Origin of the sequence: Nocardioides deserti, assembly GCF_014266025.1 — a bacterium.
GTDB classification, from domain to species: Bacteria; Actinomycetota; Actinomycetes; order Propionibacteriales; family Nocardioidaceae; genus Nocardioides; species Nocardioides deserti.
In genome coordinates this window covers 204,917-218,665 of the sequence record NZ_JACMYC010000002.1, presented here as the reverse complement: position 1 = coordinate 218,665, position 13,749 = coordinate 204,917, and the positions used below count along the sequence as shown (strand labels likewise).

The following is a 13,749-nucleotide window of genomic DNA, read 5'->3' as shown; positions in this document are numbered from 1 at the left end:
GGTGTCGGCGTCCCGGGTGCTCGAGGTCGAAGGGGATGAGGAGGCCGTGCCACAGACCGCACGCCCAGGAGACGTCCTCGCCGACCGCTACCGCCTCGTCGACCTGCTCTCGGAGAGCCGCGGCGGCCGCTTCTGGCGGGCCCACGACCGGGTGCTGGAGCGGCACGTCGCCCTCCACGTCATCGACGCCGGCGACGACCGCGCGCCCGGCCTGATCGACGCCGCCCGGCGCTCGGCGACCGTGCTGGACCGCCGGGTGCTGCGCGTGCTGGACGCCGAGCGGCTCGAGGGCGTCTGCTACGTCGTCAACGAGTGGGGCTCGGGGACCTCGCTCGACATCCTCCTCGCCACGAGCGGGCCGCTGAGCCCGCGCAAGGCCGCCTGGCTGGTCGGCGAGGTCGCCGACGCCGTCGCCACGTCCCACGCGGCGGGCGTGACCCACGGCCGCCTCGTCCCCGAGAACGTCCTCGTCGAGCGCACCGGCCACGTGCGGGTCATCGGCCTCTGCGTCGACGCGGCGCTGCACGGCCTGCCCGCCGACGGCGCGGCCACCGACGTCACCGACCTCGCCGGCCTGCTGTACGCCGCGCTCACCGGCAAGTGGGCGGGCGTCTCGCCGTCCGCGGTGGCGCCGGCGCCCCAGGAGCACGGGCACGTCCTGCGGCCGCGCCAGGTGCGCGCCGGGGTGCCCCGACCTCTCGACGCGCTCTGCGAGGCGCTGCTCAATCCCTACGCCGCCCGGCGCGACCTGCTCGACGTGACCACGGCGCGGGGCGTCGCGGCGTACCTCGAGGAGTTCGTCGGCGACCCCGCCGGCGTGCCCGAGGCGCTGGCCGCGTCCACGCCGCAGGTGAACCTCCCCTCGACGATCGTGCTGCCGCCCGTGCCCGACGTGGTGCCCCACGACGCCCGGTCCGAGCCCGATGCCCCCGAGCCCGAGCCGGACGCGGAGACCGAGCTCGTCGAGCCCCCCGGTCCGTCCGAGCCCGAGCCTGCCCCCGGCCCCGGGCCCGAACCGGCGCGCGCGGACCTGCCGACCGAGGCCGGCCTGCCGATCTTCGACGACGCGACCGACGACGTGTCGTGGCTGGAGCGCCGCACCGAGCCGGTGCCGCCCCCGCCGCCGTTCGAGGAGCCGCCGAGCCGGCCGCTCTTCGCGCCCGACCCCACCGACGGCGCCCCGGCCCGCCGGCCGCGGCCGGGGGTGAGCCACGGCGACGCCGGGCCGCACGCCTTCGCCGACGTCCCCGGCGCCGGCGGCGCGCCCGGCGACGGGACGTACTGGCCCTGGGACACCGGCGACGGCCGGGGCACCGGCACCGCGCTCCCCGCCGTCGAGGACACCGGCACCCTCGACGAGGTCCCGGGCCGACGCTGGATGCGGCTCGCGATCGTGCTGGGCATCTGCGCCGCCGTGCTGCTCGCGACCGTGGTCGCCGTCAACCTCGGCCGTGGACGCGGACCGCTCGGCACGGGGGCGGAGGACCCGACCGAGAGCGCCAGCCCGACCGCCGCACCGCTCTCGACGGTCGCGGTGCAGGGCGTCACCGACCTCGACCCGCAGGGCGGCGACGGCGTGGAGAACCCCGAGCTCGCGCCGCTGGCCGCCGACGGGGACCCCGCGAGCACCTGGCGGACGGCGACCTACAAGCAGCAGCTCGGTCCGGCCGGCCTCAAGACCGGCGTCGGCATCGTCCTCGACCTCGGCTCCGCCCAGGAGGTCGCCCAGGTCGAGCTGACGCTGGTCGGCGCCCCGACCGAGGTGGTGGTCTACGTCTCCGACACCGAGCCGACCGCGGTCCGCGACCTCGCCGTCGCCGGCGGCGACACGCTCGAGGAGCGCGGCCGCGTGTCCCTGGAGGAGCCGGTGACCGGACGGTACGTCGTCGTCTGGCTGACCTCGCTGCCCGCCGTCGAGGGCGGCTACCGCGGCGAGGTCGGCGAGGTCGTGGTGCGCGGGTGACCCGCCGGACCGACCCGACCGACCGCACCGACCAGGGCGACCGGACCGATGCCGAGCTGCTGGCCGCGCACGTCGCCGGCGACCGCGCGGCGTTCGGCGAGCTGGCCGCGCGCCACCGCGACCGGCTGTGGGCGGTCGCGCTGCGCACCACCGGCAACCGCGAGGACGCGGCCGACGGCCTGCAGGACGGTCTCGTGGCGGCGTACCGCCGGGCCGGCTCGTTCCGCGGCGACGCCGCCGTCACCACCTGGCTGCACCGGGTCGTCGTCAACGCCTGCCTCGACCGGCTGCGCGCCGCCCGGGTACGGCGCACCGAGACCCTCCCCGACGACCTCGAGGAGTACGGCGACCGCGGCTCGCGCTCCTCGGCGGGTCCGGACGCCGAGGACCCGGCCGAGGTCAGCGTGCGCGGCGAGCGCCGGCGGGAGGTGCTGGCGGCCCTGGCGACGCTGCCTCTCGAGCAGCGGGCCGCGCTGGTCCTGGTCGACATGGAGGGCTACTCGGTGGCGGAGGCGGCCGCCGTGCTCGACTGCGCCGTCGGCACCGTGAAGTCGCGGTGCTCGCGCGGCCGGGCCCGGCTGGCGGACCTGCTCGAGCTCGAGCGGCCGGTGCGACCCGGGACACCCGCAGGGAACCCGACGACGCCCCCACCCGTCCCAGGTCCGGCCGGCCTGACAGGATCGAGCGCCGTCCCGAAGCCCCACGAACCGACCGGAGGAGGTGCACCATGACCCGTCCCGACACCGAGCCCCGGCCCGACCCCCGGGAGGAGGAGGTGCGCCGCCGGCTCGCCGACGCCCGGCACGTCGAGCCCCTGCCCGTCGACGTCGCGACCCGCCTCGACCGCGTGCTCGCCCAGCTCGCCGAGGGCGAGCCCCTCCCCTCCTCCGTCGACGAGCTGTCCGTGCGCCGCCGTCGTCGGGCGGCCGGCCTGCTGGCCGCAGCTGCCGCGGTCACGGTCGTGGGGCTCGGTCTCGGCCAGGTCCTGCCCGGCGCCGGGAGCGACGCCGGCAGCAACGCCGACGAGATCGCGGCGTCCGTGGACCGGGAGGCGGCCGAGCGGTCGACCTCGGCCGACGACGAGGCCGCTGCGGACGCCGGCGACGCTGCCGGGCGGACACTCACCGAGGACGGCGGCGCCGACGGCTCTCTCGTCGACCCCGGCGACGCGCCCTCGGAGGGAGATGCCGCCGCCAGCGCTCCGGCGCCGGAGGCCGCCGAGCTCAACGCCTTCGTCACCCCGCCGGGGCGCCCCGTCCGGGTGCGGTCCGAGCGGTTCGCCGCCGACGCCCTCCGCGCCCGGGACGTCGTCGACGGGTCGCGCAGCGGCGACCGCGGCACCGAGGACCGGGGGAACCGCGGCCGCGGCGACCGGGGCGGCACGAAGCCCGACCTCGCGTTCTTCGAGTGCACGCCCGCCGACTGGGGTGCGGGCGTCGCGGTGCCCGTCCTCTACGACGACGAGCCGCACGTGCTGGTCTTCCGGGCTCCCGCGGGCGACAGCCAGGTGGCCGACCTGCTCCAGTGCGGCACCGGCGAGACCCTGCGCTCCACGACGCTGCCCGCCGGCTGACCCCGACTGACCCGTGGCGCGGAACAACCCTCGCCTACGATCGGTTGACGCAGGAGCACCTCGAGCCGCTCGAGGACTGTCCCGGCCGGCGGGAGCGACGCCGGCAGCCACCGCACCGCGAGGAGACGTCGACTTCATGTCCGACACCGCAACCCGTCAGGTCATCATCATCGGGTCCGGCCCGTCCGGCTACACCGCAGCGGTGTACGCCGCACGCGCCAGCCTGCAGCCCCTCGTCTTCGAGGGCTCGGTGACGGCGGGCGGCGCCCTGATGAACACCACTGAGGTCGAGAACTTCCCCGGCTTCCGCGACGGCATCATGGGCCCCGCGCTCATGGACGAGATGCGCGCCCAGGCCGAGCGGTTCGGCGCCGAGCTGGTCCCCGACGACGTCGTCGAGGTCGACCTGACCGGTGACGTGAAGGTCGTCAAGACCGCCACCGGCACCTTCACCGCGCGGGCGGTGATCCTCGCGACCGGATCGGGCTACCGCAAGCTCGGGCTGCCCCGCGAGGACGAGCTCTCCGGCCGCGGCGTCTCCTGGTGCGCGACCTGCGACGGCTTCTTCTTCCGCGAGCAGCACATCGCCGTGGTCGGCGGCGGCGACTCCGCCATCGAGGAGGCGACGTTCCTGACCCGCTTCGGCTCCAAGGTCTCCCTCATCGTGCGCCGCGACGAGCTGCGCGCCTCCAAGATCATGCAGGACCGCGCGTTCGCGGACCCGAAGCTGGAGATCGAGTGGAACTCGGTCGTCGAGGAGATCCACGGCGCCGATCGGCTCGAGGGCATCACGCTCAAGGACACCGTCACCGGCGAGACGCGGCGGATGGACGCGACCGGCCTGTTCATCGCCATCGGCCACGACCCCCGCTCGGAGCTGTTGACGGGCCAGGTGGACCTCGACCCCAACGGGTACGTCGTCGTCGAGCACCCCTCGACCGGCACCAACCTGCCGGGCGTCTTCGCCGCAGGCGACCTGGTCGACCACCACTACCGGCAGGCGATCACCGCCGCCGGCACCGGCTGCGCCGCAGCGCTGGACGCCGAGCGCTACCTCGCCGCGCTCGACACCGTCTCCTCGACCCCGGCCGAGGCCCAGGCGCGCGTCGACGCCGAGGTCGCTGCCGAGACCGTGCAGACCGCCGGCGCCTGACCGGCCCGCCGTCCGCGCCGGCCGGAACAACCGTCGGCGCGCCGGTGTTCACTCCTCAGCAGCAACCCCAGCACACCCTCCAGGGAAGGATCCTCACGTGGGCAACATCGCAGCCGTGACCGACGCCGAGTTCGAGGCGCAGGTCCTCAAGTCCGACAAGCCGGTCCTCGTGGACTTCTGGGCCGAGTGGTGCGGTCCGTGCCGCCAGGTCGCCCCGATCCTCGACGAGATCGCCGGCGCGCACGGCGACAAGATCTCCTTCTTCAAGATGAACGTCGACGAGAACCCGGTCACGCCGTCGTCCTACCGGGTCACCGGCATCCCGACGATCAACGTCTACCAGGGTGGCGAGGTCGTGAAGACCATCGTCGGCGCCCGCCCCAAGGCGACACTGCTCAACGAGCTCTCCGAGTTCATCTCGGCCTGAGCCCTGGCACCCCGGCTGGCGCCTCAGCGCTCCGCGGCCCTCGACACCGTCCCCCGGGACGGCGTCGGGGGCCGCACCGGTTTCGGCGCCGGTCGCACCGCGCCGAGCAGCCGCTCCACGGCCGCCTCGACCTCGTCGCGCCAGGTCAGCGCCGAGCGCAGCTCCATCCGCATCCGCGGGTTGGTCGGGTGCGCGCGCTGCGTCCCGAAGCCGACTCCGGCCAGGAAGCCGGCCGGCACCAGGCACGGCGCCACCGCGCCCGGCAGGGTGGTGCCGAACGCCTCCACCGCGCGGATCCCCCCGCGATGGATGAGGTCGCGGGCCATCCCCTGCACGAGCATCCGCCCCAACCCTCCGCCGACGTGCGCCGGATCGACGTACGCCGTCGTCAGCAGCACGGCGTCCGGGCTCACCGGCGCCGTGGGGATGCCCGCCGCGCCCGGGGCGTACGCCGGCGGCACGTAGACCGCGTGCCCGACCGGCTCGCCGTCGATCAGCACCACCTGGCCGCACGAACCCCACTCCCGCAGCACCTCCGAGAGCCAGGCCCGCTTCTCCGCGACCGGGTCCTCGACCCGCCGCCGGGTCACGGGGTCCAGCTCCCAGAACAGGCAGGAGCGGCACGGCGCCGTGAGCGCGTCGAGGTGGTCGAGCGTGAGCCGAACGACCTTGCGGGACACCTGTGCACCTCCTCCCGGCCATGCTAGGCGGGAGCCTGCGAGGATGGGCGCCGTGCGCCAGATCCGCCAGAGCCGCAAGCTCCGCAACGTCCGCTACGACGTCCGTGGTCCGATCCTGGTCGAGGCACAGCGCCTCGAGAGCGAGGGCCACCGGATCCTGAAGCTCAACATCGGCAACACCGCGCCGTTCGGGTTCGAGGCGCCCGAGGCCATCGTGGCCGACATCGTGCACCACCTCCCGGACTCCCAGGGGTACGCCGACTCCCGCGGCATCTACGAGGCGCGCACCGCGGTCATGAACTACTACCAGTCGCGGGGCCTGCGCGACGTCCGCGTCGACGACGTGTTCATCGGCAACGGCGTCTCCGAGCTGATCTCGATGGTGCTCCAGGCCTTCGTCGACGACGGCAACGAGATCCTCGTGCCCGCGCCGGACTACCCGCTGTGGACCGGCGCGATCACGCTCGCCGGCGGCACGGCCGTGCACTACCGGTGCGACGAGCAGGACGACTGGAACCCCGACCTCGTCGACATCGAGTCGAAGATCACCGAGAACACCCACGCGTTGGTGATCATCAACCCCAACAACCCCACCGGCGCGGTCTACAGCGAGGAGACCGTCAAGGGGCTCGTCGACATCGCCCGCCGCCACGACCTGGTCGTGATGGCCGACGAGATCTACGAGAAGATCCTGTTCGAGGACGCCGTGCACCACCACGCGGCGACGTACGCCGGCAACGACGTGCTCTGCCTGACCTTCAGCGGGCTCTCCAAGGCCTACCGCGTCTGCGGCTACCGCGCCGGCTGGGTGATGATCTCGGGTCCCAAGGAGCTGGCGACCGACTTCATCGAGGGGCTCACCCTCATCGCGAACATGCGGATGTGCGCCAACGTGCCGGCCCAGCACGCGATCCAGACCGCGCTCGGCGGCTACCAGTCCGTCGAGGAGCTCATCGGCCCCGGCGGCCGCTACTACGAGCAGGCGATGCTCGCGCACCGACTGCTCAACGAGATCCCCGGCGTCTCCAGCGTCAAGCCCCGCGGCGCGCTCTACTGCTTCCCGCGCCTGGACCCCGAGGTCTACCCGATCGAGGACGACGAGGAGTTCGTCATCGACCTGCTCCGCGCCAAGAAGCTTCTGGTCACCCACGGCACCGGCTTCAACTGGCCCGAACCCGACCACTTCCGGCTCGTCACGCTCCCCGCGGTCGACGTGCTGGAGGAGGCGATCGGCCGGATCGCGGAGTTCCTCGCCGTACGTCGCTGAGCGGCCTGCCCACCGCCGGGCGGGCCGCTGGCCACGGGCTCTACGCTCACCGCATGCGCGACATCACCTATCCGCCCATCATCCTGACGGCGAAGACGGTCTTCCGCCTGCTCGGTCAGCGGTTCCAGATGAGCGGGACGGAGCACGTGCCGACGAGCGGGGGCGCGTTGCTGGCGTGCAACCACGTGGGCTACCTGGACTTCATCTACGGGGGCCTCGCCGCCAACCCGTCCGGGCGGCTGGTGCGGTTCATGGCGAAGAAGGAGATCTTCGACCACCCGGTGGGCGGACCGGTCATGCGCTCGATGCACCACATCGCCGTCGACCGGGGCGAGGGGCTCGCGTCGTACCACTCGGCCGTCGACCACCTGCGCGCCGGCGAGGTCGTCGGGATCTTCCCCGAGGCCACGATCTCGCGCTCCTTCGAGGTCAAGGAGATCAAGACCGGTGCGGTCCGCATCGCCGCGGCGGCGTCCGTCCCGCTCATCCCCGTCGCGCTCTGGGGGACGCAGCGGATGCTGACCAAGGACCACCCCAAGGACTTCTCCCGGGGCAAGACCATCGCGATCCGGGTCGGCGAGCCGCTGCACCCGACCGGTGAGGACCCGGTCGCCGAGACCGCTCAGCTGCACGCCGCGATGTCGGCCCTGGTGGACGAGACGATCGCCGGCTACCCCGCCGACGAGCAGCCCCCCGGCAGCTGGTGGCTGCCCGCCCGCCACGGCGGGTCGGCGCCCACGCCGGAGGAGGCCCTTCGCCTCGACGCCGAGGAGAAGCGCGAGCGCGCCGCTCGGCGTGCGGCCAAGCGCGCCCAGGGCTGACTGAGGGCTGGTCCGGCGCTGACCTGCGGCCGTTCCAGGTCAGCTTCCGGTCGTTCGCGGCCCGATCAGTTCTCCAGGAACGATTCTGAGCGGGTTCTCCGCGTCGTCGGCTCCGCAATTGCGCGCTGTGTCGCCCTGAGGAGCGCTCCCACACCGATACTTCGACGCAACTGTGCGGTTGTTGGCCGGCCGGAAACAGCGCCAGATCGCTTTGTCGACAAAGCGATCTATCGTCAAATGGCTACGAACCGTCAGATGACGCGGTCCTGGCGGTTCCGCGGGTCCATGATGTCCGCGATCCGCCTCAGGTCGTCTACTGAGGCGAACTCGACGGTGATCTTCCCCTTGGTGCGGCCCACGTCGATCTTGACGCGAGTCTCCAGGCGATCGGAGAGCCGCTCGACCAGGTCTTCGACGTCGGCGCCCGTTTCACGTGAAACACGACTTTGGCGCTTGGTGCCGCCGGTCTCACCGACCGCAACGATCTCCTCCAGCCCGCGGACGCTGATGCCCTCGGCAACCACGCGGGAGGCCAGCCGATCCTGCAGCCCGGCGTCATCGACAGCCAGCAGCGAGCGGGCGTGGCCCGCCGAGAGCACGCCGGCAGCCACGCGGCGCTGCACCGCCGGGCTGAGCCGCATCAGGCGCAGCGTGTTGCTGATCTGCGGCCGCGAACGGCCGATGCGCTGGGCCAGCTCCTCGTGGGTGCACCCGAAGTCCTCGAGCAGCTGCGCGTACGCCGCGGCCTCCTCGAGCGGGTTGAGCTCCGAGCGGTGGAGGTTCTCCAGGAGGGCGTCCCGGAGCATGTCGGTGTCCTCGGTCTCCCGGACGATCGCCGGGATCCGCTCCAGTCCCGCCTGCTGGGAAGCGCGCCAACGGCGTTCGCCCATGACCAGCTCGTAGGCCTCCGGCCCGGTGCGTCGCACGACCACGGGCTGGAGCAGCCCGACCTCGCGGATCGAGTGGACCAGCTCGGCCATCGCGTCCTCGTCGAAGACCTGTCGCGGCTGCACGCGGTTCGGCGTGATCCGCCCGACCGGGATCTCCGCGAAGTAGGCACCCTCGACCGGGGTGAGCTCCGCCCCGGCCGGGCCGACGCCCGTCGCGGTGGCGCGGGTCGCTTCGGGCCTACCGGCACCGACCGCGGCACCCGCGTGATCGCGGTCGAGAGGTGCAGCGCCCTCCGCGCCGCTCCCCGCGGGGGCGTCGGCAGAGGGCGGGCCGGTGGGGATCAGCGAACCGAGACCACGGCCCAGACCACGGCGAGCAGGAGGCTTGGTCGTCACGCGGGTGCTCCCTGGGTCGTCCGTGGCTTGGTCGCGATCTCCCGAGCTGCTTCGAGGTAGCTCAGAGCACCGGGGGAGCCGGGGTCGTACGTCATCACCGTCTGGCCGTACGACGGCGCCTCGGAGACCCGGACGGAACGGGGGATCGCGGTCCGGAGCACCTGCGGCCCGAAGTGCTCACGCACCTCCTCCGCGACACCGGCCGCCAGCCGGGTGCGGGCGTCGTACATCGTGATCAGGATCGTGGAGACGTCGAGCCCGGGATTGAGGTGCGCCTTGACCATCTCGACGGTCTCGAGCAGCTGCCCGAGACCCTCGAGCGCGTAGTACTCGGCCTGGATCGGGATGAGCATCTCGTCGCCCGCGACCAGCGCGTTGAGCGTGAGCAGACCGAGCGACGGCGGGCAGTCAACGATGACGTAGTCGAACCGGTCCTCGCCTGCCTCCTCCGCGGAGCCGACGAGCGGGTGGCCGGTGATCGCCTTCTTCAGGCGCCCCTCGCGCGCCACCACGCTGACCAGCTCGATCTCCGCGCCGGCGAGGTCGATCGTGGCTGGGACCACGAAGAGGTTCTCCAGGTCCTCGCTGGGCGCGATCACCTCGTCGAGGGGTACGCCGTCGACGAGCGCGTCGTACGTGGACGGCGTGCCGCGGCGGTGGTCGATGCCGAGCGCGGTCGACGCGTTGCCCTGCGGGTCGAGGTCGATGACGAGCACGCGCTGACCGAGCTGCGCCAGGGCGGCCGCGACGTTCACCGTGGACGTCGTCTTGCCGACGCCGCCCTTCTGGTTCGCCACCACGAACACCCGGGTTGCGCCGGGGCGGGGGACGGCGGGTCGTGCGCGCGCACCCTGGCGGGCCAGGATGCTGTGCTGCGCAGCCTTCGCGAGCGGCGTCTGGTCGTCCTCGAACCCCGTGCCGTACGCCGCCAGGTCGGCCGCGGTGCGAACCGTGAAACCTCGGTTCGCGGTCGTTTCACGTGAAACATCGCTCGGGTCCGGCACGGACGGCTCCTGTGGACAAGTTCGGACGTTCTGTGGACAGTCACGCTCAGGGCACCCCTCCGAGCGGTGGATAACTTTGGGGAGGCCGCTCCGCGAACCCGGTCAGCGACGCTTGCGCGAGGATCCCGAGCGCCGCCGGCTCGACGTCGCGCGAGGCGCCGCGCCCGTGGTGCGCGGCCACGATACCGACGCCGGATCGGCCCACGAAACCCGCACAGCGCCGGTCGTCTCCTCCAGCACGTCCACCCCGAGCTCGCGCACCTCGGGGGTCGCGCAGCCAAACCGCTCGAGCACCGGCGCAGCCTCCTCGATCTCCGCAGCGACGGAGGACCCCTTCATCGCCACGAGCGCGCCATGGGCGTCCACCAGCGGCATCGACCACTCGAGCAGCCGTCCCAGGGGAGCCACTGCCCGCGACGTCACCACGTCGTAGCGCCGCTCGCCGTGCAACGCGTCGGCGCGGCCCCGGACCACCTCGACGTGGTCCAGGCCGAGCTCGTCCACGACCTCGCCGAGGAAGGTCGTGCGCCGCAGCAGTGGCTCGACCAGGGTCATGGCCAGGTCGGGCCGGGCGATCGCCAGCACGATGCCGGGCAGGCCAGCCCCGGACCCGATGTCGGCGACCGTGGAGCCTTCCGGGACCCACTCACCGAGGACGGCACAGTTGAGGACGTGCCGCGTCCACAGCCGGGGCGCCTCGCGCGGGCCGATCAGCCCACGGACCACGCCCTCGGTCCCGAGAAGCTCGGCGTACCGCTCCGCCAGTGGCAACCGGTCGGACGGGAACACCCTCCGCGCCTCGCCGGGCACGGAGGGTGTCTCAGTTTCACGTGAAACGTCGTCGGTCATCGCGGCGAGCGGATCACTCCGGCAGCACGACGACGTGGCGCCGGGGCTCGACGCCCTCGGACTCCGAGACCAGGCCGGCGGCCGCGACCGCGTCGTGGACCACCTTGCGCTCGAACGGCGACATCGGGTCGAGCGAGACCGCGGCTCCGGACTCCTTCACGCGGGCCACCGTCTCGGCGGCCAGCGCGACGAGCTGCTCGCGCTTCTGCGCGCGGTACCCGGAGATGTCGAGCATCAGGCGGGAGCGCTCGCCGGTCTCGCGGTAGACCGCGAGTCGGGTCAGCTCCTGGAGCGCGTCCAGCACCTCGCCGTCCCGGCCGACCAGCTGGGAGAGCTCGGCGCCGACGACGGAGACGACCGCGCGGTCGCCCTCGACGTCGATGTCCAGGTCGCCGTCGAGGTCCGCGATGTCCAGCAGCTCCTCGAGGTAGTCCGCGGCGATGTCGCCCTCGGCCTCGAGCTGCTCCACCCGGGAGGGGCGGGGGTCGCCAGCAGAGGCCGGCTCATCGACCGCCGGGGCGTCCTGCGCGACGTCGGTCTGCTCGCTGGTCTCGTGGCTCACTTCTGCTTCCCACCTTCGGTCCTGCCGCCGGACGGGCGCTGCCCGCCGCCGGACTTGCGTTGCTGTCGGGTCTGCTTGCGCGGCTGCTGCCGCTGCGTCGGCCGCCGCTCGGCCGGTGTCTCCGGCGCGGTCTCGACCGCGGTCGCCTCGATCGGCTCGCCCTTGCGGGCAGCCTTCGCCCGGTCCCGGTCCTGCTTCGCGGCGAACGCCGGCGTGCCGGGCGCGGGGTTGTTCCGGATGACGTAGAACTGCTGGCCCATGGTCCACAGGTTCGAGGTCGTCCAGTAGAAGAGGACACCGATCGGGAACGCGATGCCGCCGACGGCGAAGACGACCGGCAGGACGTAGAGCAGCATCTTCTGCTGCTGGGCGTACGGGCCGCTCAGCGCGTCGGCCGGCATGTTCTTGCTCATCAGCTGTCGCTGGGTGAGGAACGTGGTCGCGGTCATCGCCACGACCAGGACCGCGGCGAGGAGCATCACGCCGACGTGGCCGTCCGCGTTGAGGAACGTGTTCGCGATCGGGATCTGGCCGAACAGCTCCGCACCACCGAACTGCTCGGCCTGCTCCTCGGTCAGCACGCCGCGCGGGTTCCCGTGCGAGGCCTGGTCGATCAGCCGGAACAGCGCGAAGAAGATCGGCATCTGCAGCAGGATCGGCAGGCAGGACGCGAACGGGTTGGTGCCCGCGTCCTTGTAGAGCTTCATCGTCTCCTGCGCGAGACGTTCCCGGTCGTGGCCGTACTTCTTCTGCAGCTCCTTGACCTTGGGCTGGATGAGCTGCATGTTGCGGCTGGACTTGATCTGCTTGACGAACAGCGGGATCAGCGCCGCACGGATCACCAGGGTGAGGCCCACGATCGAGAGCACCCACGACGCGCCGCCCGCGGGGTCGAGGCCCACCGCCTCGAAGGCCTTGTGGAACCCCACCATGACCACCGAGATCACGTAGTAGAGCGGCGTCATGATGAAGCTGCCGATGGAGGTGAAGAAGTCCACGGGGTCAGGCTCCTTGCGTCGGTGAGGGAGAAGGGCCCGCGCTGGTGCGGGGTGGAACGGGGTCGTAGCCGCCGGGCGCCCACGGGTGGCAGCGCGACAGGCGTCGCACCGCCAGCCACGTGCCGCGCAGGCTGCCGTGGACCGTCACCGACTCGAGCGCGTACGCCGAGCAGGAGGGGTGGTAGCGGCAGACCTGGCCGTAGAGCGGACTGATGAGCGCCCGGTAGGCGCGCAGCAGCGCGATCAGCACGTACTTCATGCGAGCGCCGTCGTCACGCCGGCACCGCGGTCGTGCGGGCGAGCACGCGACGTAGCGCATGACCCAGGTCGGCGCCCAGGGCGTCGTACGACGCGCCGGCCGCCGCGGGCAGCGCCCGGACCACGAGCACAGCAGAGCCCGGGAGCGACGGAACGTGCTCCCGGGCGAGGTGTCGCAGACGGCGCTTCACGCGGTTGCGGGTGACGGCGTCGCCGACCGCCTTGCTCACGACGAAGCCCACGCGGGGTGGGTCGTCGCTGCCCTCACCAGGGGTCCACAGGTGGACCACCAGCGTGCGCGACCCCGCTCGCTCCCCGGCACGGGCGGCGACACGGAACGAGTCCGCGTCGACCAACCGGTGCGCCGGTGGGAGCACAGCGGGGTCGGAGCTGGGCGGCGGCGCGACGGCAGCCGTCAGACGGCCAGGCTCTTGCGGCCCTTGCGGCGACGCGAGGAGAGGATGGCGCGGCCGGCACGGGTGCGCATGCGCAGGCGGAAGCCGTGCACCTTGTGGCGGCGACGGTTGTTCGGCTGGTACGTACGCTTGCTCACGAGCTCTTCCTTCGGTGGTGGTTCGGGACATCGACCCCGGCGGGATCGGCAGTGCCGTCATGGATCCGTGCGAACACGCCCCACGACTGCTTTTTCGGCTGGCACCGCCCACCCACGCGAGGCTGACCTCCCGTGGACGTGCGGCACCGGTCGACACCGGGCGACCGGCCAACGGTACGCGCAGCCGAATCCCAGGGTCAAACCGACGGAGAGCGCTCAGGGCGCCCCGCCGGGGCCAGCCTACGGGCCTGTGGATGACGGCTTGCCGGTGGCGCGATGCCGGGGTTAGGTTCGGAGCCATCGAGATACCCCTCCGGCCTCCCGCAGACGCCCGCCGACCGACCCGGTGACCTGG

At 72.9% G+C, this 13,749-nt stretch carries 16 protein-coding genes; 7 read left to right on the top strand and 9 right to left on the bottom strand.

From position 1 onward, the window contains the following. Positions 1-46 precede the first annotated feature (46 nt). The 5 genes from H7344_RS04425 to trxA all read left to right on the top strand — a co-directional run bounded on the left by H7344_RS04425 (position 47) and on the right by trxA (position 5,116). Positions 47-1,963, top strand: a complete 1,917-nt coding sequence (locus H7344_RS04425) for a hypothetical protein (protein ID WP_186344798.1) — start codon at positions 47-49, stop codon at positions 1,961-1,963. Then, complete coding sequence (gene sigM, locus H7344_RS04420) at positions 1,960-2,694, top strand: RNA polymerase sigma factor SigM (protein ID WP_186344797.1); 735 nt, start codon at positions 1,960-1,962, stop codon at positions 2,692-2,694. The genes H7344_RS04425 and sigM overlap by 4 nt, the downstream gene beginning before the upstream one ends. Beyond that, positions 2,691-3,536, top strand: coding sequence for a hypothetical protein (locus H7344_RS04415; RefSeq protein ID WP_186344796.1), 846 nt, complete (start codon positions 2,691-2,693; stop codon positions 3,534-3,536). Before sigM ends, H7344_RS04415 begins: the two co-directional genes overlap by 4 nt. Before the next feature lie 136 nt (positions 3,537-3,672). Then, positions 3,673-4,689, top strand: coding sequence for a thioredoxin-disulfide reductase (gene trxB / locus H7344_RS04410; protein WP_186344795.1), 1,017 nt, complete (start codon positions 3,673-3,675; stop codon positions 4,687-4,689). 97 nt (positions 4,690-4,786) lie between these two features. Further along, the gene (gene trxA, locus H7344_RS04405; RefSeq protein WP_300960076.1) at positions 4,787-5,116 is read left to right on the top strand and encodes a thioredoxin; all 330 of its coding nucleotides are present in this window, start codon (positions 4,787-4,789) and stop codon (positions 5,114-5,116) included. A 23-nt stretch (positions 5,117-5,139) separates the two neighbouring features. Here the strand turns inward: trxA and H7344_RS04400 are convergent, their stop codons facing one another. After that, on the bottom strand, positions 5,140-5,796 hold the full coding sequence (locus H7344_RS04400; RefSeq protein ID WP_186344794.1) for a GNAT family N-acetyltransferase: 657 nt from the start codon (positions 5,794-5,796) through the stop codon (positions 5,140-5,142). A gap of 52 nt (positions 5,797-5,848) precedes the next feature. Between H7344_RS04400 and H7344_RS04395 the strand changes: the two genes are divergently transcribed. Both H7344_RS04395 and H7344_RS04390 read left to right on the top strand, forming a co-directional pair. After that, entirely contained in the window at positions 5,849-7,063 is a 1,215-nt protein-coding gene (locus H7344_RS04395; RefSeq protein WP_186344793.1) for a pyridoxal phosphate-dependent aminotransferase, read from the top strand. Positions 7,064-7,116: 53 nt separating this feature from the next. After that, on the top strand, positions 7,117-7,884 hold the full coding sequence (locus tag H7344_RS04390) for a lysophospholipid acyltransferase family protein (RefSeq protein ID WP_186344792.1): 768 nt from the start codon (positions 7,117-7,119) through the stop codon (positions 7,882-7,884). Between the two features lie 251 nt (positions 7,885-8,135). Here the strand turns inward: H7344_RS04390 and H7344_RS04385 are convergent, their stop codons facing one another. The 8 genes from H7344_RS04385 to rpmH form a co-directional block, all read right to left on the bottom strand. Continuing rightward, complete coding sequence (locus tag H7344_RS04385; RefSeq protein WP_186344791.1) at positions 8,136-9,170, bottom strand: ParB/RepB/Spo0J family partition protein; 1,035 nt, start codon at positions 9,168-9,170, stop codon at positions 8,136-8,138. Beyond that, positions 9,167-10,174, bottom strand: a complete 1,008-nt coding sequence (locus H7344_RS04380) for a ParA family protein (protein ID WP_373286517.1) — start codon at positions 10,172-10,174, stop codon at positions 9,167-9,169. The genes H7344_RS04385 and H7344_RS04380 overlap by 4 nt, the downstream gene beginning before the upstream one ends. A 102-nt stretch (positions 10,175-10,276) precedes the next feature. Beyond that, positions 10,277-11,023 (bottom strand): 16S rRNA (guanine(527)-N(7))-methyltransferase RsmG, encoded by a 747-nt coding sequence (rsmG, locus tag H7344_RS04375; RefSeq protein ID WP_186344790.1) that lies wholly within the window; start codon positions 11,021-11,023, stop codon positions 10,277-10,279. A 13-nt stretch (positions 11,024-11,036) separates the two neighbouring features. Further along, positions 11,037-11,585 carry a Jag family protein gene (locus H7344_RS04370; protein WP_186344789.1) on the bottom strand — a complete coding sequence of 183 codons (549 nt, stop codon included), beginning with the start codon at positions 11,583-11,585 and terminating at the stop codon, positions 11,037-11,039. After that, positions 11,582-12,550 (bottom strand): membrane protein insertase YidC, encoded by a 969-nt coding sequence (yidC, locus tag H7344_RS04365; RefSeq protein ID WP_186345042.1) that lies wholly within the window; start codon positions 12,548-12,550, stop codon positions 11,582-11,584. Before yidC ends, H7344_RS04370 begins: the two co-directional genes overlap by 4 nt. 37 nt (positions 12,551-12,587) lie before the next feature. Beyond that, positions 12,588-12,842 (bottom strand): membrane protein insertion efficiency factor YidD, encoded by a 255-nt coding sequence (gene yidD / locus H7344_RS04360; RefSeq protein WP_186344788.1) that lies wholly within the window; start codon positions 12,840-12,842, stop codon positions 12,588-12,590. Between the two features lie 13 nt (positions 12,843-12,855). Then, complete coding sequence (gene rnpA, locus H7344_RS04355) at positions 12,856-13,218, bottom strand: ribonuclease P protein component (protein WP_186344787.1); 363 nt, start codon at positions 13,216-13,218, stop codon at positions 12,856-12,858. Positions 13,219-13,256: 38 nt separating this feature from the next. Next, a complete protein-coding gene (gene rpmH / locus H7344_RS04350) occupies positions 13,257-13,394 on the bottom strand; it encodes a 50S ribosomal protein L34 (RefSeq protein ID WP_011758123.1) in 138 nt (45 codons plus the stop codon). Positions 13,395-13,749: the final 355 nt, after the last annotated feature.